Annotated in this window: 15 protein-coding genes; 6 read left to right on the forward strand and 9 right to left on the reverse strand. The window is 75.9% G+C overall.

Annotation, left to right across the window (positions count from 1 at the left end):
• Positions 1-259: 259 nt before the first annotated feature.
• The 4 genes from AC3WT4_RS18525 (at position 260) to AC3WT4_RS18540 (ending at position 6732) form a co-directional block, all read left to right on the forward strand.
• Entirely contained in the window at positions 260-3862 is a 3603-nt protein-coding gene (locus AC3WT4_RS18525) for a S8 family peptidase (protein WP_492316173.1), read from the forward strand.
• A 185-nt stretch (positions 3863-4047) separates the two neighbouring features.
• Positions 4048-4740: a DUF4241 domain-containing protein gene (locus AC3WT4_RS18530; protein WP_492316174.1), complete on the forward strand. Its 693-nt coding sequence runs from the start codon at positions 4048-4050 to the stop codon at positions 4738-4740.
• 88 nt (positions 4741-4828) lie between these two features.
• Positions 4829-5377 carry a hypothetical protein gene (locus AC3WT4_RS18535; protein ID WP_492316175.1) on the forward strand — a complete coding sequence of 183 codons (549 nt, stop codon included), beginning with the start codon at positions 4829-4831 and terminating at the stop codon, positions 5375-5377.
• A 125-nt stretch (positions 5378-5502) separates the two neighbouring features.
• Positions 5503-6732 (forward strand): alpha/beta hydrolase family protein, encoded by a 1230-nt coding sequence (locus tag AC3WT4_RS18540; RefSeq protein ID WP_492316176.1) that lies wholly within the window; start codon positions 5503-5505, stop codon positions 6730-6732.
• Positions 6733-6742: 10 nt separating this feature from the next.
• Here AC3WT4_RS18540 and AC3WT4_RS18545 read toward each other — a convergent pair whose 3' ends face one another.
• The 9 genes from AC3WT4_RS18545 to AC3WT4_RS18585 form a co-directional block, all read right to left on the reverse strand.
• Positions 6743-8161 carry an alkaline phosphatase family protein gene (locus AC3WT4_RS18545; RefSeq protein ID WP_492316177.1) on the reverse strand — a complete coding sequence of 473 codons (1419 nt, stop codon included), beginning with the start codon at positions 8159-8161 and terminating at the stop codon, positions 6743-6745.
• Positions 8158-9426 (reverse strand): metabolite traffic protein EboE, encoded by a 1269-nt coding sequence (gene eboE, locus AC3WT4_RS18550; protein ID WP_492316178.1) that lies wholly within the window; start codon positions 9424-9426, stop codon positions 8158-8160. The genes AC3WT4_RS18545 and eboE overlap by 4 nt, the downstream gene beginning before the upstream one ends.
• A 17-nt stretch (positions 9427-9443) precedes the next feature.
• A complete protein-coding gene (locus AC3WT4_RS18555; protein WP_074802927.1) occupies positions 9444-10322 on the reverse strand; it encodes a TatD family hydrolase in 879 nt (292 codons plus the stop codon).
• Positions 10322-11023 carry an EboA domain-containing protein gene (locus tag AC3WT4_RS18560; protein ID WP_492316179.1) on the reverse strand — a complete coding sequence of 234 codons (702 nt, stop codon included), beginning with the start codon at positions 11021-11023 and terminating at the stop codon, positions 10322-10324. Before AC3WT4_RS18560 ends, AC3WT4_RS18555 begins: the two co-directional genes overlap by 1 nt.
• Entirely contained in the window at positions 11020-11934 is a 915-nt protein-coding gene (locus tag AC3WT4_RS18565) for a sugar phosphate isomerase/epimerase family protein (RefSeq protein ID WP_492316180.1), read from the reverse strand. Before AC3WT4_RS18565 ends, AC3WT4_RS18560 begins: the two co-directional genes overlap by 4 nt.
• On the reverse strand, positions 11931-12863 hold the full coding sequence (locus AC3WT4_RS18570; RefSeq protein WP_492316181.1) for an SCO3242 family prenyltransferase: 933 nt from the start codon (positions 12861-12863) through the stop codon (positions 11931-11933). The genes AC3WT4_RS18565 and AC3WT4_RS18570 overlap by 4 nt, the downstream gene beginning before the upstream one ends.
• Positions 12860-14107: an inositol-3-phosphate synthase gene (locus tag AC3WT4_RS18575; RefSeq protein WP_492316182.1), complete on the reverse strand. Its 1248-nt coding sequence runs from the start codon at positions 14105-14107 to the stop codon at positions 12860-12862. The genes AC3WT4_RS18570 and AC3WT4_RS18575 overlap by 4 nt, the downstream gene beginning before the upstream one ends.
• A 279-nt stretch (positions 14108-14386) precedes the next feature.
• Positions 14387-15880, reverse strand: coding sequence for a hypothetical protein (locus AC3WT4_RS18580; RefSeq protein ID WP_146177699.1), 1494 nt, complete (start codon positions 15878-15880; stop codon positions 14387-14389).
• Between the two features lie 70 nt (positions 15881-15950).
• On the reverse strand, positions 15951-16514 hold the full coding sequence (locus tag AC3WT4_RS18585; protein WP_492316183.1) for an RNA polymerase sigma factor: 564 nt from the start codon (positions 16512-16514) through the stop codon (positions 15951-15953).
• A gap of 137 nt (positions 16515-16651) precedes the next feature.
• On the opposite strand from AC3WT4_RS18585, the gene AC3WT4_RS18590 reads away from it, so the two are divergent.
• Both AC3WT4_RS18590 and AC3WT4_RS18595 read left to right on the forward strand, forming a co-directional pair.
• Positions 16652-18478, forward strand: a complete 1827-nt coding sequence (locus AC3WT4_RS18590) for a DUF4012 domain-containing protein (RefSeq protein WP_108051278.1) — start codon at positions 16652-16654, stop codon at positions 18476-18478.
• Positions 18479-18685: 207 nt separating this feature from the next.
• On the forward strand, positions 18686-19366 hold the full coding sequence (locus AC3WT4_RS18595; protein WP_492316184.1) for a peptidase: 681 nt from the start codon (positions 18686-18688) through the stop codon (positions 19364-19366).
• The last annotated feature ends 32 nt before the right edge of the window (positions 19367-19398 follow it).

A 19398-nucleotide genomic window follows, 5' to 3' on the forward strand; every position in this document is an offset into this window, starting at 1 on the left:
CCCCGTGGACCTGACGCGGGAAGGGGACTCCCACAGGACGGCCACGTCCCGTGACCCCGCCCGCATCCTAGGGCGGACGGTCCCCCGGGGCCCGGCGGAGGTCCCCTGCCGCTGGGCAGGTCGGGCGGTCGTTGGTTACCGTGCTCGGGTGGCCTCGGTCCCACCCGGGCGAGACCGCTGGGAAGGACCCATCCACGAACCCTTCGCCGAACCGGCACTGCCGGGGAGATGAGTGTCGATGAAGCACCGTTCTCTACCCGTGTCACTGACCGCCGCCGCCGCGAGCCTCGCGGTCGTCGCGGCCGCCGCCGCACCCGCCGCCGCGGACCCGCCGCCCGACCCCGGCACCGCCTTCGGCGTGCAGTCAGGCGCGTCCCTCGAGCCGACCGAGAAGGTCGCGCCGTCGCTCGCGAAGGCGACCGGCACGGTCACCGCGTTCGTCGAGCTCGACGCGCCGTCGGCGGTCGACCTCACGGCGCAGGGCGCGAGCCCCGACGAGGTCGAGGCCAACGCGCAGGAGGTCGCGCAGCTCGCGGACGACGTCGTCCCGCAGCAGGCGACCGCCCGCAGCGCGGGCGCGCGCAACCCGCAGCAGGTGTCGGTCACGAGCACGCTCGTCGCGGGCGTCGTCGTCACGGGCGACGCGGCCCGCGTGCGCGACCTCGCGCGCGACGCCTCGGTCCGCACGGTCTACCGGATCATCCCCAAGAAGCCCGCGAACAAGGGCACGGACGTGTTCACGCGCGCGCTCGAGACGTGGCAGAGCACCGGCCTCACCGGCGAGGGCGTGCGCATCGGCATCATCGACACCGGCGTCGACTACACCCACAAGGCGTTCGGCGGCCCCGGTACGCAGGAGGCGTTCGACGAGGCCTACGGCGACCGCGGCACCGGCCCGGTCCCCGAGGGCACGTACGACGAGCTGAAGTTCCTCGGCGGCCACGACTTCGCCGGGTACGACTACGACGCGAGCGGCACCGTCCCCGGCACGACGCTCGTGCCGACGCCGGACGAGAACCCCATCGACTCGCTCGACTCGGTCGGCTCGGGCCACGGCTCGCACGTGGCCGGCACGACGGCGGCGTACGGCGTCACCGCGGACGGCGAGACGTTCGACGGCGACTACTCGACGCTCACGGACATCTCCGACTGGCAGGTCGGCCCGGGCTCCGCGCCCGAGGCGGGCATCTACGCGCTCAAGGTGTTCGGCGACCTCGGAGGCTCGACGGGCGTCGTCGTCGACGCGCTCGAGTGGGCGGCCGACCCGAACGGCGACGGCGACCTCTCCGACCGCCTCGACATCGTCAACCTCTCCCTCGGCTCCGACGGCTCGCCCGCGGACGACCCGGAGAACCTCTTCATCGACCAGCTCTCGCGCCTGGGCACGCTGTCCGTCATCGCCTCGGGCAACGCGGGCGACGTGACCGACGTCGGCGGCTCGCCCGGCAACGCGCGCACCGCGCTGACGGTCGCGAACTCCGTCGGCGACACCCAGACGTTCGACGCGGTCCGCGTCGAGGCGCCGGAGTCCCTCGCCGGCACGTACCCGGCGCAGAACTCCCAGGCGTACGCAGGCACCGCGGACGTGACGGCCCCGGTCGCGTTCGTCGCGGACGACTTCTCCGGCTGCACCGCGTTCACGCCCGAGCAGGCCGCGGCCGTCGCGGGCAAGATCGCGTTCCTCTACTGGGACGACGACGACGCGACGCGCGCGTGCGGCAGCGCCGCGCGGTTCAACAACGCGGAGGCCGCGGGCGCCGTCGGCGTGCTGCTGTCCTCCGAGCTGTCGTCGTTCGTCGCGGGCATCGCCGGCAACCCCGGCATCCCCGGCGCGCAGCTCACGGGCCCGAGCCACGCGGCGCTGCGCCCCGCGATCGAGACCGGCGAGGTCACGATGACCGTCGGCCCGTCGCTCGCGCTGTCGTCGTTCGTCTCGATCCCGGAGATCGGCGACACGCTCAACAGCGGCTCGTCGCGCGGCGTGCACGGCTCGCTCGGCGTCGCCAAGCCCGACGTCGCGGCGCCCGGCACCGGCATCGCGTCCGTCGCGTCCGGCCGCCTGGTCGGCGCGAGCATCAAGTCCGGCACCTCGATGGCCACCCCGCACGTCGCGGGCATCGCGGCCCTCGTCAAGCAGGCCCACCCGGGCTGGGCGCCGGCCCAGGTCAAGGCGTCGGTCATGAACACGGCGACGCACGACGTCTTCACCGGCCCCTCGGGCACGGGCACCGCGTACGGTCCCGAGCGCGTGGGCTCCGGCCGGGTCGACGCCGTCGACGCGGCCTCGAACACGACCCTCGCCTACGCGTCGCAGGACTCCGACCAGGTGTCCGTCGCGTTCGGCGTCGTGCCCGTGGGCGCGGACCCGGTGACGGTGCGCAAGACCGTGACCGTGCAGAACACCGGCGACACCCCGAAGACGTACTCGACCGGCTTCACGCAGTCGAGCACCGCCGGCGGCGCCACCGTCTCCGTCGCGCCCGCGTCGATCACCGTCCCCGCCGGCCAGCGCACCGTCGTCACCGTGACCCTCACGGCGGACCCGGCGACCCTCGCCAAGGAGATCGACCCCACGTCGTCGGCCGACTCCGGCGTCGGCGTGCCGCGCGACTTCGTGTCCTCGCTCAGCGGTCGCGTGGTCCTCACCCCGACGGACGGCGGCAGCGAGCTGCGCGTCCCCGTGCAGGCGTCGCCGCGGCTCGTGAGCGACCTGTCCGGCAAGCCCGTCGCCTTCCCGGGCACCGCGACGACCGCCGAGCTCGACCTCGACGGGCGTGGCGTCGACTCCGGCGGCTGGACGTCGATCGTCGCGCCGTTCGAGCTCAAGACGACGAGCCCCCGCCTCGAGGCGGACGCGGCGGTGGGCGCCTCGGCGTCGGCCATCGCGGCGGCCGACGTGCGCGCGGTCGGCTTCGCGTCCACGGCGCCGCAGGAGGCCGCGGCCGGGGGCGACCCCGCGGACGGCGTCATGGGCATCGGCGTCGCGATGGACGGGGAGTGGGCGAGCCTCGGCTCCGTCTCGATCCCCGCGGTCGAGGTCGACGTCGACTCCGACGGCTCGGCGGACTTCGAGGTCGCGGCGGTGAAGCTCGACACCGAGATCGACGTCACGCTCGCCGTGACGTACACGCTCAAGGACTGGACCGACCCCGACGGCACGGAGCACGACGCCGGCGACGTCATCGACCAGCAGCCGGTCAACACCGTCTGGGGCGACGTCGACACCTCGGTGTTCGACAACAACGTCGTCGTCATCCCGGTCGGCATCGGGTCGCTCGGCATCGAGGAGGGCGACGTGCCGACGTTCCAGGTCCTGACGTACTCGCCGTACTCGCAGGCGGCCGACCAGCTCGTCGACGCGAGCGAGACGTTCACTGCCGACCCGTACGACCCGGCCTACTGGTTCGGGGGCGAGGGCGAGCTCGTCTACGTCGGGGCCGACGACGCGCCGATCACCGTGCACCGCTCGGAGTCGGCGGTCGAGGCCGGCAGCGGGAAGCTCCTGCTGCTGCACCTGCACAACGCGACGCCGACCTCGCGCTGGCAGACCGTGGACGTCACGACGTCCGCCGTCGTCGACGCGACCGTCACGGCCGAAGCACGCTGCCTCGGCGGCAAGGCCCACGTCGCGGTGCGCGTGCTCAACGAGTCGGGCGCGACGGCCGACGTCGTCGTGACCACGCCGTACGGCGAGAAGACGTTCCCGAACGTCAAGGACGGCAAGAACGCCTATCGGTCGTTCTCGTCGCGCGCCGCGTCGTTCGACGCGGGCTCGGTGACGGCCACGCTCACCGCCGAGATCGACGGCGAGGAGGTCACCACGACCTACGACGCCGACTACGAGGCGCTGAGCTGCTCGTGACGCCCGCCGCCTGAGCGCTCCTCGCGGACGCTCGAGCGACACCGCCCGACGGCGCCCGGTCCCACGGACCGGGCGCCGTCGGCGCGTCCGGGGCCGGGTCGTGGCTGCGGCCGCCGCGTGGGGATGCCGGCCGCCGCGCGGCGGCCCCGCCGCCCGCGTGGGCGCGGCCCGCTACGCTCGCGGGCGTGAGCGACTTCCCCTCCCCCGACACGTTCTTCGCCCTGCGCCCCGGCCCCGCCGTCGGCACGGGCGCGGCCGACGGCCCCGACTACACCCTGACGGTCCACGACCTGGGCGAGCTCGTCCTCCCCAGCGGGCGCCTGGAGGCGTCCGACCCGTTCACGCTGCTCGGCCACGGGCTCGTCGTCCCGGTCGAGCCGGGCCGGTACCCGGTGCGCGTCACCGTCGCCGACGTCTCCGACGAGCAGGACGGCTCCCATCTGCGCGAGGCGTACCTGAGCGTCGTGCTCGTCGAGGGCGAGGTCGCCGCCGTCGAGCCCGTGGTCCCGGAGGGCGCGGACGGCCCGCCGGAGGCGGGCGCCGCCTACGGCGTGCCGGTGGACGCCGGGACGGTCGCGTTCGCCGACGCCGACGCCGTCGCGCGCCTCATGCCGGAGGGCGACTGGTACGACGAGGTGTTCGACGACGGCACGGACACGAGCTGGTTCGCGCTCACGGACTCCCCCGACCACCTGCGCGAGGGGTCGGCGAACATCCTGCTCCCCGGTGCGCAGGACGGCGAGAACGTCGTGCTCTCGCACTCCGGCTGGGGCGACGGCTTCTACCCGCTCGTGCGGACCGTCGCCGCGGACGGCACGGTGCTCGGCCTGCACCTCGACCTGCTCGTCGCGCTCCCCGACGACGAGGACGACGACTAGAGCGGGCACTGCTCCCCATGGAACGGGTGGCCGGGGGCGGCTAGCGTTCCGGGGCAGGTGACGACGCACGACGACGGGAGACGACCCGATGGCCTGGTGGGAAGACGAGAAGCCGTCCGCGAGCCGGCTCGCGGACCAGCTCGCGGACTCGAGCCGTCCCACGCAGCCCGCCTCGCCGTACGCCGACGACCGGTCGGGCTCCTGGGCCGTGCTGCCCCTGTGGCTGCTCCTCGGTGCCGCGCTCACCGCGGGCGGGGTGGCCCTGCTGGTGTCGATGCGGTCCGCGACGGGGGTCTGTCTCGGGACGACCGTGCTCGCGCTGGGCCTGTTCTACCTCAGCCAGTACGGAGTCCTCGCCGGGTACGTGCTGCAGGTCGGCCGCCTGCGCCGCCGTCGCGTCGAGGCGGCGCTCGCGCACCAGCCGCCGCCACCGCTGACGGACCACGACGTCCGCCAGTTCCACGTGCCGGTCCGGCCCTCGTACGCCGGGTCGGCGTTCGTCGGGTTCCTCGACCCGGGCGACGCACCGGCCCCCGCCGGGCTGCGCGCCGCGCGGGTCGTGGGTGGCCTGTGCTCGGCCGTCTTCGTCGTGGGTCTCGTCGCGACGCTCGTCGTGGGCGCCGTCACCCGCGCCTGACCGACCGCCCGCGCGGCTCGCCGACCGCGCACGGGCGTGCGCACCGCTCGCTCGCCGCGCGCCCGTGCGCCGACGCTCCTAGCCTGGAGAGCGTTCCGTACCTCCCAGGACGGCAGGGGCACCTCATGACCGGGCACGGCACGCACCGGAGCAGCCTCTCCGGCCGCTTCTCCCACGACCCCGACCTCGACTTCGAGATCCGCACGGTCCTCGGCGGGGCGTTCAGCGGCGCCGCCGACGTCGGCGAGGTGCTCGCGGCCGTGGCCGACGTCGGCACGGACCACCGTGCGTGGTTCCGCGCCTGGGACGCGCTCGGCGACCGCCTGGCCGCGACCGGCGAGTCGTGCGCGGCGCGCGGGCACCGCGTCAGCGCCGCCTCCGCGTACCTGCGTGCGGCGACCTACCTGGGGGTCGCCGTGAACGCGGTGTCCGGGCTCGAGGACGACGCGCCGCTGCTGCCGACGTTCCGCAAGCACCGGGCGGCGTGGGACCGCTGGGTCGACCTCGTGGACCTCGACGTCGAGCGCTTCCCGATCCCCTACGAGGGCACGACGCTCCCGGGGTACTTCTTCCGCGCCCCGGGCGCCGACCCCGGGGCACACGGACCCGTCGTCGTCGCGGTGAACGGCTCGGACGGCTCGCTGCCGGCGCTGTGGTCGGCCGTCGTGTCCGGGGCGGTGCGCCGCGGGTACCACGCGCTCGTGTTCGACGGCCCGGGCCAGCAGTCGGTGCTCTTCGAGCACGGGGTCCCGTTCCGTCCCGACTTCGAGGCGGTCCTCACGCCCGTGCTCGACGCGGTCGTCGCGCGGGCCGACGTCGACCCCGGACGCGTCGCGGTCTACGGGATCAGCCAGGCCGGCTACTGGGTCACGCGCGCGCTCGCGTTCGAGCACCGCCCGGCCGCGGCCGTCGTCGACCCGGGGGTGGTCGACGTGGCCACCTCGTGGGAGCGCGAGGTGCCGAAGAGCCTCCTCAAGCTCCTGGACAAGGGCGACGACCACGCGTTCGACCGCGACATGGCACTCGGCCTGCGCCTGTCGAAGGGCGCCGCCCGCACGTGGCGCTTCCGCGCGCGCCCGTACGGCGTCGAGGGGTACGCCGCGACGCTGCGCGAGGTTCGCCGGTACGACGCCTCCGACGTCGCCGCGCAGGTCACGACGCCGCTGCTCGTCACGAGCCCGGAGGACGAGCAGTTCTGGCCCGGCCAGCCGGAGCGGCTGGCCGGGCTCGTCCCCGGCGCGACGCTCGTCACCTTCAGCGACGACGAGGGCGCGAGCGGGCACTGCGAGCCCCTCGGGCGGGCGCTCGTCGAGCAGCGCGTGCTCGACTGGCTCGACGAGCGCCTCGCCCGGTAGGGATCGCTCGTCAGACCCGGACGCCGAGGCCCTGCAGCTCGAGTACGAGGCCCTTGACGGCGGCGGCCGGGACCTGCCCGGACCCGTTCTCCACCACGCCCGCGACCGACGCCGGCACCTCCGGGTCCGAGCACAGCACGAGCGGCGTGTCGGCGGAGGAGTCGGGGAGCCGCCCGTGGGAGCCCTTCACGTACGACGCGTCGAGCGGCACGGTGCTCATCGCGTACCGCAGCCCCACCTTCTTCTTCACGAGGTTGAGGCCGGCCTTCGCCTTCGCGAGCCGGTCCGCCGGGTCGAAGAACAGCTCGGCGGGGTCGTAGCCGGGCTTGCGGTGGATGTCGACGCCGCGCGCGTACTCGGGCGCGCGGGCGTCGTCGAGCCAGAAGTAGTACGTGAACCAGGCGCCGGGCTCCGCGACGACGACGAGGTCGCCCGACCGCTCGTGGTCGAGCCCGTACCGCGCCTGCGCCTCGCGGTCGAGCACCTCGTCGACGCCGGGCACGCCGCGCAGCAGGTCCGTGACGCGCCGCCGGAGCGCCGGGTCCTGCTGGTCGCCGAGGTACACGTGCGCCACCTGGTGGTCCGCGACCGCGAACGCGCGCGACGTCCACGGGTCGAGCTGCTCCTTGCCGTCCTGCACGTAGACCTCGAGGAGTCCCTCCCGGCGCAGGATGCGGTTGAGGTGCACGGGCCGGTCGGCGTCCGCGATCCCGTACTCGGAGACCACGAGGACGGTGACGCCCTGGTTCGCGGCGTCGTCGAGCAGCGGCACGAGCGTCGCGTCGAGCTCGGCCGCGGCGGCGTCGGCCTGGGGCGACGTCGGACCGAACCGCTGGAGGTCGTAGTCGAGGTGCGGGACGTACGCCATGGTCAGGTCCGGCGCGTGCGTGCGCAGCACGTGCCGCGTCGCGTCCACGATCCACCGCGACGACGTGATGTCCGCCGTCGGGCCCCAGTAGGTGAACAGCGGGAACTCGCCGAACCGGCCGACGAGGTCGTCGTGGAGCGCCGGCGGGCGCACGTAGGCGTCCGGGGACTTGCGGCCGTCCGCGTGGTAGACCGGGCGCGGCGTGACCGTGACGTCCGTCGTCATCCCCATCGCGTACCACCAGCAGACGTTCGCCGCCGCGTACTCGCCGCGCGCCCGGCGCGCGGCCTCCCAGAGCTTCTCGCCCTCGACGAGGCGGTTGTGCTGGCGCCACAGGTAGACGTCGCCGAGCTCGCGGAAGTACCAGCCGTTGCCCACGATCCCGTGCTCCGCCGGGCTGAGCCCGGTGAGCATCGTCGACTGGACGCTGCACGTCACGGCGGGGAGCACCGTCGCGAGCTCGGACTGCCAGCCGCTCGCGGCGAGCTGGCGCAGTCGCGGCATGTGCGCGAGCGCGGTCGAGGTGAGCCCGACGACGTCGAGCAGCAGCACGGGCTTCATGCGGTCCTCCTGGTCATGCCCGGGTCGGCCGCGGTGTCGTCCGCGGTCGGCCCCGAGGGCGGTTCGGTGTGCGCCGTCCCGGCGGCAGCGACGTCGTGCGCCGCGACGAGGTGGGTCGCGGCGAGGTGGGTCGTCGCCCAGCGCAGCTCGGCCGCGATGCCGGCGACGAGCGAGTCGGTGGCGGCCCCCTCGGGCAGCACCGCCCACGTGTACGTCTCGACGTCGAGGTGGGCCTCGTCGCCGTGCGGCGCCGCGCGGACGGCGTCGACCGCCTCGCGCAGCACGTCGGTCGTCGCGGCGAGCGGCGCGGCGGGCTCGTGGTGCAGCGGCACGTGGAAGTGCACGCGCCACGGTCCCTCCGCAGGCAGTGCGCCACCCAGCGCGTCGGGCAGGTCGTCGGCGGCGAGCACGTCGCCCGCCGCGGTGAGCTCGCGCACCTGGTGGATGTACCGCTGCTCCGCGAACGCGCCGACGGCGGCGCGCGCCGCGTCGTCGGCCGGGTCCGCGACGTGCAGCGCGGCCGACGCCTGCACCTTGACGACCCGCAGGCCCGCGTCGGTGATGCGGCGCACCGTCGCGGCCGTCCCCGCGCGGCGGTCCGCGAAGGACACCGCGAGGTGGCACGTGTCGAGGCACACGCCGACGTGCTCGGGGTCGATGCGCCGGTCCGCCGGCACGTCCGGTCCCGTGCGCGCCGCGAGCCAGGCCACGACGTCGTCCACCGTGTCGAGCACGCAGCCCGGCTCGGGCTCGACCGCGACGCGCACGACCTTGCCCGTGCGCTCGCGCAGGTCGCGCAGGCCCTCCCCGAGCGCGGCGAACGCGCGCGTCGCGGCGTCGTCGTCGGCGTCGCTCCACGGCTCGCGCCACGCGAGCGGGAGCGTCGAGATCGACCCGGCGACGCCGTCGGGCAGGAGCTCGGCCAGCACCTCGGCGCACTCGAGCGTGTACGCGAGCCGCTCCGGGTCCGCCCACGTGGGCGTGTAGACGTCGAGCTTGACGACGTCGGCGTGGAAGCCGCCGTACGGGAACGCGTTGAGCGTGTGGACCTGGAGGCCGTGCTCGTCGAGCACGGACCGCAGGCGCACGCGGTCGTCGGGCGAGCCCGCGAGGCGGTGCGCGAGCACGGCCGGCATCCACAGCCCGACGCCGAGCACGTCCAGGCCCGCGGCTTCGCGCACCGGCGCGGCGTAGCGCACGAGCTGGTCGAGCACCCCGTCGAGGTGCTCGGCCGGGTGGACGTTGGTGCAGTACGACAGCAGCATGGTGGTGCCCTCCCGCGCTACGCCCGCGCGCCGCGCAGCACGGAGGAGCCCTCGAACTCCACGCCCGGGGTGGGGAGGTCGCCCTCGACGAAACCGGGGACCGGGTCGAGCACGAGGTTGCCCGACTGCCCGTAGAACTCGACCGGGTTGCGCCACAGCACCTGGTCGACGTCGTCCGCGGTGAAGCCCGCAGCGAGCATCGCCTGCCCCGTCTTGAGCGTCTTGAGCGGGTCGGAGCGGCCCCAGTCGGCGGCGGAGTTGACGATCATGCGCTCGGTGCCGTGCTCCTGGAGGATCGCGACCATGCGGTCCTCGTCCATCTTCGTGTCCGGGTAGATCGAGAACCCGGCCCACGCGCCCGCGTCGCGCACGAGCGCGACGTTGGTCTCGTTGAGGTGGTCCACGAGCACGTGCTCCGGCGCGATCCCCGACTCGCGCACGACGTCCAGCGTGCGCCGCGTCCCCGACAGCTTGTCGCGGTGCGGCGTGTGCACGAGCACGGGCAGCGCCGCGTCGCGGGCCATCTGGAGCTGGCGCGAGAAGACCTCGTCCTCCTCGGGCGTCATCGAGTCGTACCCGACCTCGCCGACGGCGACGACGCCGTCCTTGAGCAGGTAGCGCGGGATCTCGTCGAGCACCTCGCGGCACCGCGCGTCGTTCGCCTCCTTGGGGTTGAGGGCGATCGTCGCGTGGTGCCGGATGCCGAACTGCGCGGCCCGGAACCGCTCCCAGCCCAGGAGCGCGTCGAAGTAGTCGAGGAACGACCCCACGTTCGTGCGCGGCTGACCCAGCCAGAACGCCGGCTCGACGAGCGCGCGCACGCCCGCGGCGTACAGGGCCTCGTAGTCGTCCGTCGTGCGGCTGGTCATGTGGATGTGGGGGTCGAAGATGCGCATCAGGCGGTCCTCCCGGTGGTGACGTCAGGGGCGAGGCGGGCGACGTCGTCGGGCACGACGCGGCCCGCGGCGCGGCGCTCGGCGGCGAAGTCGCGCGCCATGCGGGCGAGCTCGTCGTCCGCGCGGTCGTCGAGGCCGGCGACGGCGTCGAGGCTCACGCCCATGAAGACGAGCTTGAGCACGGCGTGGCGCCACGCGTGCGGGTCGAGGTGCGCGGCCGCGAACGGCCCGACGGCCGCCGCGACGAGGCTCTGGTCGTTCGTGCGGAGCGCGTCCGCGGCGAGGTCCCGGCCCACCGCCACGACCGACGGCGCGGCGTCGTCCGCGAGCTCCCCGCGCTCCGTGAGGGCGTCGAGACCGCGCAGGACCCCCCGCCGCTCGGCGGTGTCGCCGTGCTGGTAGAGGTCCGCGAGCCGTGCCGCGAGGGCGGCGTCGCCGTCGGCCCCGCCGCGACCGGTGGCCTCGGCGAGCGCGACCACGAGGTCGGCGCGCGCGGCGTCGTCGACCGTCCCGTGCACGACCCCGGCGGGGTCGGTGTCCGGGCGGACGGGCGCGCGGCCCACCTGGCGGCCCGCGAGCGCGAACGCGCGCGTCACGGCCGCGGGGTCCTGCACGACGGCGGCGCGCGCCTCGGCGAGCCAGCGCTCGCCCGGGGCGGTCCCGTCCGCCGTGCGGGCGTCGGGGCGGGTGGTCTCGGTCATGGCACCTCCTGGGGGTGGTGGGGGCGGTCGTCCCACGCGCGGTGCAGCGCTGTCATGCTGCGGTGCGCGAGGCCGGGGGCGTCGTACGAGTGGCGGGGCAGCTCGACCGCCGCGACGCCGGCGTACCCGACGTCGGCGAGCGTGCCGAGCACGAGCGGGAGGTCGATCTCGCCCTCGCCGAACGGGCGGTGCTCGTGGTGCGTGCGCGGCATGTCGTCGAGCTGCACGTTCGTGAGGTACGGGGCGGCCGCGCGCAGCGCGCCCACGACGCCGTCGGGCTCGACGACGAGGCAGTGCCCGACGTCGACCGTGACGCCGAGGTCCGCGAGGTCGCCGCCGTCTCCCCCCAGCTCGTCGCGCAGCCGCAGGGCGTCGCCCACCGTCTCCACGAGCATCCCCGGCTCGGGCTCGAGCGAGAGGCGCACGCCGTGGTCGCGCGCGTGCTCGACGAGCGCGGGCAGGCGTTCGCGCAGGAGCGACCAGCCCTCGCCGGGGGTCACGTCGTCGGGCAGGACCCCCGAGAAGAACGACACGCACTCCGCGTCGAGCGCGGCGGCGATCTCGACGGCGCGCCGCAGGAACCGCAGCCGGGCGTCGGCGTCGGTGTCCACCAGCGTCGGGCGGTGCTTGCGGAACGGGTCGAGGAGGAACCGCGTGCCCGTCTCGACGACGACCCGCATCCCCGCGCCGTCGTACGCCGCGGCGAGCCGTGCGCGCAGCGCCGCGGCCTCGTCCTCCCAGCCGTCCGCGAAGGGGTCGAGGTGCGGGAAGCCGAGCGTGAGCGCGACCGCGCCGTACCCCTCGTGCGCGAGCACGTCGAGCGCGACGTCGAGCGGGTGGTCGGTGAAGCCGTTGGTGCCGTACCCGAGCGTGAAGGGCATCCCGCCCCCGGGGACGGCGTCCGCGGTCACGTCTCGCTCATCTCGACGCGACCCGGGGCCCGGCCCGCCCGGCGCAGGAGACGCCCGGCGACCTCCACGGCCGCGAGCACCCCGACCGACGCGAGGCTCCCCCCGCGCGCGGACCACGCCGCCTGCAGCGGGAGCATCGCGCGGATCCCGGCCTTGGTCGCGGCGAACGCGTTCTGCGCGGACGGCGCGATCGCGGCGTCGACCTGCCGGGGCAGGCACGTCGCGAGGTAGGCGCCCGCGGCCGCGACCCCGGCGGCCGCGGTCGCGACGCGCACGCGGCGGCTCGCGCCGCCGCCGTCGGTCGTGCGGGCGCGGCGCAGCGCACCGGCGCCGACGACCGCCCCGCCCACCGCGGTGGCCGTGGCCACGCCCGCGGCGAGGGACGACGTCGTGCCGTGCACCTCGCCGCGCGACAGGTACGTGACGCCCGCGGTGTGCACGGCCATCCCCGCCGCGGCGGGCAGCGCGGCGCGCAGGTGCCCGACGCCGGCCCCGAGCAGGACGTCGAGCCCGCGGCACGCGGCCATGACGAGAGGACCCGCCGCGCGCTCCTTGGCGACCGTGTCGTACGTCCACACGCTCGCGGCGAGCGGGACGGCGACGGCGAGGGCGCGCGCTTCCCCGCCCGCTGCGGCGAGCCCGACGCCCGCCGCCGTGAGGCCCACGGCGACCTGGAGCGCACGCCGCTCCGTCACGCGGCCCGACGGGATCGGCCGCTCGGGCCGCTCGACCGCGTCGAGGTGCCGGTCCGCGTAGTCGTTGAGCGCCATGCCGCCCGCGTACAGGCACGCCGACGCGACGGGCAGGAGCGCGCGCCGCGGCGTGAGCGCGTGCCCGGCCGCCGCGGCGCCCGCGAGCGTGTCACCGACCACCGAGAGGACCGCGGGGGCGCGGACCAGGTCCAGGTGGTCGTGGAGGGAGCCCGTCACGACCGGTCGGCCGCGGCGGTCGCGTCGCCGCCCACCCGGGCGGTCGCCGCGCGGACCCAGTCGGACAGCGCGACGGTCTGCGCGGCGAAGTCGTGCACGCCGCTGCCCCACGGGTCCTTGAAGAAGAACCCGAGCTCCGGGACGGGGCCGGCGTACCCGGCCGCGTCCGCGAGCGCGAGCAGGCGCGCCAGGTCGAGCACGAGCGGCGCGGCGAGCATCGAGTCGTACGCCGACCACGTGGTCTGCAGCGTGAGCCGCGAGCCGAGGAAGCCCTCGACGTGGACGTGGTCCCACGCGACCTTGATGTCCCCGAGGTCGGGCACGTTGTCGATGTGCAGCGGCGTGACGTCGCTGCCCGTGAGGTCCTGGAGCCCGCGCGACTTGGACACGAGCTTGCTCTGCACCGCCTGCGGGTCGGCGAGCGTGGCGCCGTCCCCGCCACCGAGCAGGTTGGCCCCCGCCCAGGACAGGACGCGCAGCCCGCGGGCCCCGAACGCCGGGGCGAGGATCGTGCGCAGCCACGTCTGGCCGGTCTTGCCGTCCTGGCCCGCGACGGGCACGCCGCGCTCCTCGGCGAGCTCGAGCAGCACCGGGAGGTGCATGCTGGCCGACGGCGTGAACTCGGCGAACGGGGCGCCCGCGAGGAGCGCGGCGTAGGCGGTGACGGAGCTCGGCGGGAGCACCGCGCGCTCCGGGTCCGCGAGCGCCGCGCGCAGCAGGTCGCGGTCGGAGAGCTCGGGCGCGGGCTCGGGCAGCGGCTCGGTCGACACGAGGTCGACGACGACGACGCGGGCGAGGCCGTGGCGCTCGCGGAAGTCCACGATGTCCGCCGCGAGGCGCTCCGCGGCGGCCTGCTGCGACTCGCGCGCGCTGCCCTCGGCGGGGTGGGCGGAGTAGCCGGGACGCACCTCGGCGTCGGCCCGCTCGAGCGCGGCGTGCGCGGCGGTGAGCAGGCGCGGCGCGATCATCCCGGCCTCGACGAGCAGCTCGGCACGCTTGACCATCGACACGTCGGAGATGTCGTGGCCGCCGACGACGAGGTCGCCGAACGCGGGCAGCGGGGCGGAGGCGAAGGGCTCGCCCGCGGTGACGCACCCGGTCGGCTCCGCGCGCCCGTCGGCGATCACCGCGAGGCCGAGGGCGGCGGTGGTGGCGACCGAGCCGCGGGCGCCGACGAGCCACAGCCCGGTGCGCGCGTCCGGGGCGGGGCGGCCCGACGATCCGTCAGGGGCGAAGTGGTGCATCGTTGCTCCCGTTCCGACGGCGGACGCCGCGGCGCCGCCGATCACGACGACGATGGCCTCCCTGCCACCGTCGGACCGCACGCCCCGGGAGAGGGTCGCTCTGCTCGCTCTCCGACCCGGTGGCGCTCGGTCTGCTGCGACCCTAACCACACTTTTGTCGGTGGTCAATCAAAAGCGTGGCCACTTTCGTGACCTCGGATGCTTGCAACGTGCAAAAGCGCGCAGGCGAAGCCGACCTGGCGGTCGGTATCACGATACCGACCGCCGGGTCGTGCTCCGTCACCCGGCAGCGGGCGTGAAGTCGAGCTGGTCGTCCACCACGGCCACGACCGACCAGACGTTCCCGTCCGCGTCGGACAGCTCGTACGCGGGCAGCAGCACGGCCGCGCCGTCCGGCTGGTACTGCACCGCGAGGCCCAGGCGCGCGTCCGTGATCGTCACGTCCGTGACGGGCCAGGCGAACCGCGCCCCCTCCCCCACGGTGGGCGGGACCGTCGGGGCCTCGGGCTCGGACGCGGTCTCCGGGAGGGACTGCACGTCCTCGCGGGCCCACGCGATCATCCCGCCCCCGCCGAACCGTGGGTCGCCGAGCCGCTCGACCGCCTCGGCCGGGCTGACGACGTCGTACGCGCCGATCGCGACGCGCGGCGCGAGGCTCCCGTAGAGCGACGCGAGCCCCGCACCCGAGTACGTCGCGCTCCACTGCGTCCCGGTGCGCTGCCCGTCGACCACCTCGGCCGCCGTCACCGTCGTCGCGCGCGGGGCGCCCTGGTCCACGGGCTGCTCCTCCGCGACGATCTCGTAGCCCTCGGGATCGAGGCCGAGGGACCCCAGCACCTCGCGCAGCCGGTCGCCGGCCTCGGCGCCGCTCGGCGGGGCGCCGTGGTCGGCCTCCTCGCACGTGCCCGGCTCGGTCGACGGGCTGACCGCGTCGCCCTCCTCGGCGGGCATCGGCGTCACGACGACGCAGCCCCACGGGTCCTTGGCCGGGTCGTTGAAGCTCACGCTCGCGAGGCCGTCCGGCTGGAGCGAGACCGTGGGTCCCGTCCAGTCGGCCGAGCCGACCGCGTACGACCCGTACTCCTCGCGCACCTCGCCCGGGACCCCGAGGGCGTCGGCGACGCGGCGCGCCGTCTCCTGCGAGAACACGCCCGCCGCGTCGTAGGCCCACGCGTCCGCGCGGGCGCCGTCCGACGACAGCCCCTCGGCGTGGAAGACGGTGCGCCCGCCCCAGCCCCCGGGATAGGCCATGTCGGCGGTCGCGCGGGAGCTCGCGGCGAGGCCCTCCTCGGTGGCGGCACCGCCCGCGAAGGCGTCCGCCCCCGCCGGCGCGTCGGCCGACGCGGGCGCGTCCGCGCTGCTGAGCCGGATCGGCGCGAGCGCCGTGCTCTCCGCGGCGGAGTCGCCCGCCGCGGTCCCCCACTCGCCGGCGCCGAGCGCGTAGCCGCCCGTCCCGATGACGAGCGCGCTTACCACGGCCGCCGCCACCTGGAGCGGCGCCCGACGGCGCAGCCGGCGCGCGCGGCGCTCGGCGAGCTCGTCGACGAGCGCGGCCGTCGGGCCGTCCGCCCCGGCGAGGCCGGCCGCGGCCGAGAGCTCCGCGGGAGCGGCGCCCGGGCCGGTCGTCGCGGGGCGGGCGAACGCCTCGGGGACGCGGTCGCGCACCGCGGCCTCCAGGGCCGTGGCGTCCGGGGTCGCGTCCGCGGCCGGGTCGGCCGCGCGCAGGCGCTCCAGGTCCGCGTCGTCGGGCTGCTCGGGGGTTCGGGTGGTCATGTCGCCCTCCAGGTACCGCAGGGGCCGTACCGCGCAGGTGCGGCCGGTCGGGTCTACCCGTGATGTGTGCTCAGGCGCCGGTCTCTTGCGCGAGCGCCGACTGCTCCGCCCACGCCGTGCGCAGGCGCGCGCGGGCCCGGGACAGCGCGGCGTCCGCCCCCCCGCGCGACGTGCCGAGGACGGCGGCCAGGTCCGCCCCGCCGAGCCCCTCCCACGCGTGCAGGAGCAGGATGCGCCGGTCGCGGTCGGACAGCGCGGAGAGCGCGCGGCGCACCTCGTCGTCCTGCACGACGACGTGCTCGACGTCGGCCCCGTCGTCCGGGCGCTCGGGCACCTCGGCCACGGGCAGGGCTCGCGCCTTGCGGCGGTGGTTGGCGAGGAGGAACCCCGCCGTGCGGTACAGCCAGGGCAGCTCGGCGCCGTCGGGCACGTCGTCGCGACGCCGCCACGCAGTCGCGAGGACCTCGGCCGTCAGGTCGTCGGCGTCCGGGGCGACGCCCCCGACGGCGCTCGGCAGGCGCCGGCGGAAGTAGCGGTACAGCGGTGTCGCGTGCGCGGCGAAGAGCGCGGCGAACCAGGCCTCGTCGTGGACGGCGGCCTCGGTGGTCTCGGCACTGCCCTCGTCGGTCGTCACGGCGGCTCCTCGTCGGCGGGGCGGGCTGTCAACCGCTCTGTGTCCCGGGGCGCGCGTTCCTTGCACGCCCCGCGGTTCACCCGAACCTCACCCGCGACGGCCCCGATCCTGCCATCCCCGGCCCCTACGCTGAAGGCATGACGACGACGGAGCGGGACGCCCCGCCGCGCCACCCCCGCCGTCGGCGGAGCCGGGCGGCCTGGCTGGGCTGGGGTCTCATCCTGCTCGCGGTCGGGCTCGTCGTGTGCGTGGGGCTCCTCGCCCGGGACGCGCTCGCCGCGCGCGACGCCCTGACGCGCGCGCTGGACGAGGTCCCCGCCGCCGAGGAGGCGCTCCGGGACGGCGACGTCGCGGCCGCCGACGCCGCGCTCGAGCGGGTCCAGCCCCTCACCGCGTCCGCACGCGCGCACACCGACGGTCCCCTGTGGTCGCTGGCCGCGCACCTGCCGGTCTACGGGCAGGACGTGCGGGCCTTCTCCGTCGCCGCCGCGACGGCGGACGACCTCGCGGCCGTCGTGCTGCCGTCCCTCACGCAGACGCTCGGCAGCGTCGAGGGCGACGGGCTCGCGCTCACGGGCGACGGCGTCGACCTCGCACCTCTCGTCGCCGCGGCGCCGACCGTGGCGCGCGCCGCCGACGCGTTCGACGCGATCGACGCGCGCCTCGCCACCGTCGACCGCGACGCGCTGCACGCGGAGGTCGCCGACCCGTACGCCGCGCTCGTCGCGCGCACCGACGACCTGCGCCCGGTGGTCCGCACCGCCGACCGGCTCACGGCGCTCGCGCCCGCGATGCTCGGCGCCGACGGCCCGCGCCGCTACCTCGTCCTCGCGCTGAACAACGCCGAGCTGCGCGCCGCCGGCGGGATCCCCGGCGCGCTCGCGGTGATCTCGGCGGACCAGGGCAGGGTGACGCTGGAGCGGCAGGCCTCGACGGTCGGCTTCCCGTCCTTCGACGAGCCGGTGCTGCCCCTCGACCCCGGGGTCGAGGAGCTCTTCACGGACCGCGTGGGCCGCTACCTCCAGGACACCCCGCTGACGCCGGACTTCCCCACGACCGCGGCGCTCGCGTCGACGATGTGGGAGCGCGCGCAGGGCGAGCAGGTCGACGGCGTGGTCGCGACCGACCCCGTCGCGCTCTCCTACCTGCTCGAGGCCACGGGCCCGGTGACCGTCGACGTCGACGGCGGCGCGGTCGACCTCGACGCGGGCAACGTCGTGCAGACCCTCCTCTCCGACGCGTACGCCGAGCTCGAGCCCGGCGAGCAGACGGACACGTTCTTCGCGGCGGTCGCGGCCCAGGTCCTGGAGGAGTTCCTCGCGGGCGGGGCCGACCCGGCCGTCGCGCGGGACGCGCTCGTGCGCGGCGCGGACGAGCACCGCGTGCTGCTGTGGTCGGCGCACGAGGCGGAGCAGGAGCGTCTCGCGGGCACGGTCGTGGCGGGCGACATCGACACCGCCGACCAGGCCGCGGGCTCGGTCGGCGTGTTCCTCAACGACGGCACCGGCGGCAAGATGGGCGTCTACCTCGGCAGCGACGTGCGCCTCGCGGGCAGCACGTGCACGGCCGCGGGCCGCGTGGACACGTTCGAGGTCGACCTCGCGTCGTCCGCCCCGGCCGACGCCGCGACGAGCCTGCCCTGGTACGTCACCGGCGGCGGCACGGCGGGCGTCGAGCCGGGCGTCACGCGCACGTTCGTCGTGCTCTACCCGCCGCGCGACGGGCAGGTGTCGGGCCTGCGTCGCGACGACGCCCCGCTCCCGGCGCAGCCCGGCGACGTCGCGGGCCGCGGCGCGCTCTCCGCGATGGTCGACCTCGCGCCCGGCCAGTCGACGACCCTGTCGTTCACGACGACGACGCCGCGGGACGCGGGGACCGCCGCCGCGACCTCGCTCGACGTGTGGAGCACGCCCACGACCACCCAGCCGGGCCTGCGCACGGTCGACGTCGCGCCCTGCGGCTGAGCCGCGGCGGGTCGCGTCACGGCGCCGTCACGATTCCGCGCACCGCCCCTTTTTCACCCTGGACAAGCGTCCAACTCGGGCGCCCGCCTCGCTAGCCTGGCAGGACGGAAACACCTCGCGCACGTGTGGCACCTGCACGTATCAGGGACCTCGGGGCACGGCTCCCTCTCCACAAACAGCCTTTCCCGCCCACGGACAGGAATCACCATGAAGACGTCGGGAGGACGCCGCGCCGGGAGCCGCGCGCTGGCCGTCACCGCAACAGCCGCGACGGTGGTGCTGCTCGCCGCACCGGTCGCGGGAGCCGCCGAGGACGACACGTACGTGCCGGAGCCGACGATCGAGCTCACCACGCTGACCCCCGTCTGCGACGGGGACGTCCCGTACCTCGAGTACGCCATCGCCGTCACCGGCACGGACAACGACACCGCGACGATCACGTGGCTCAACCCGGGCGGCGAGAACGTCGTCCAGTCCGGCCTCCCCCTGCAGGGCCGCGTCCTGTGGCCCGGCGCCGTCGTCGGGGCGGACGGCCGCGGCGCCGACTGGCCCGGCTGGAGCCTCGTGGACGGCCAGTGGGTCGAGGGCGACGAGTTCGACTGGGTGCGTCCCAGCGTCCAGGTGCTCTTCCAGGTCAACCCCGAGACGGTCGTCAGCGTGGACTACCCGCCGTCGTCCCCGAGCTGTGCGACGAACCCGCCCGGGCAGGGGAACCCGACGACGACCACGACGGCCTCCCAGGTCTCGCGCACCGTCGCGACCGGCTCGTCGTCCTCGTCGCTCGCGACGACGGGCGCGACCGTGGGCCTGTACGCCGCCGTCGCCGCGGGGCTCGCCGCCGTGGGCGCCGCGGTCGTGCTGCTGACGCGCCGCGCGCGCAAGAGCTGACCCGGCCGCCGGCACGGCCGGGCGCACGACGA

Source organism: Cellulosimicrobium sp. EB106-03-01-XG111 (genome assembly GCF_058792115.1).

Coding starts and splice junctions, on each gene's coding strand:
- AC3WT4_RS18535 (WP_492316175.1), top strand. CDS start 4,829: ATGGCCTGGTGGGAAGACGAGAAGCCGTCCGCGAGCCGGCTCGCGGAC.
- AC3WT4_RS18540 (WP_492316176.1), top strand. CDS start 5,503: ATGACCGGGCACGGCACGCACCGGAGCAGCCTCTCCGGCCGCTTCTCC.
- AC3WT4_RS18545 (WP_492316177.1), bottom strand. CDS start 8,161: ATGAAGCCCGTGCTGCTGCTCGACGTCGTCGGGCTCACCTCGACCGCG.
- eboE (WP_492316178.1), bottom strand. CDS start 9,426: ATGCTGCTGTCGTACTGCACCAACGTCCACCCGGCCGAGCACCTCGAC.
- AC3WT4_RS18555 (WP_074802927.1), bottom strand. CDS start 10,322: ATGCGCATCTTCGACCCCCACATCCACATGACCAGCCGCACGACGGAC.
- AC3WT4_RS18560 (WP_492316179.1), bottom strand. CDS start 11,023: ATGACCGAGACCACCCGCCCCGACGCCCGCACGGCGGACGGGACCGCC.
- AC3WT4_RS18575 (WP_492316182.1), bottom strand. CDS start 14,107: ATGCACCACTTCGCCCCTGACGGATCGTCGGGCCGCCCCGCCCCGGAC.
- AC3WT4_RS18580 (WP_146177699.1), bottom strand. CDS start 15,880: ATGACCACCCGAACCCCCGAGCAGCCCGACGACGCGGACCTGGAGCGC.
- AC3WT4_RS18590 (WP_108051278.1), top strand. CDS start 16,652: ATGACGACGACGGAGCGGGACGCCCCGCCGCGCCACCCCCGCCGTCGG.
- AC3WT4_RS18595 (WP_492316184.1), top strand. CDS start 18,686: ATGAAGACGTCGGGAGGACGCCGCGCCGGGAGCCGCGCGCTGGCCGTC.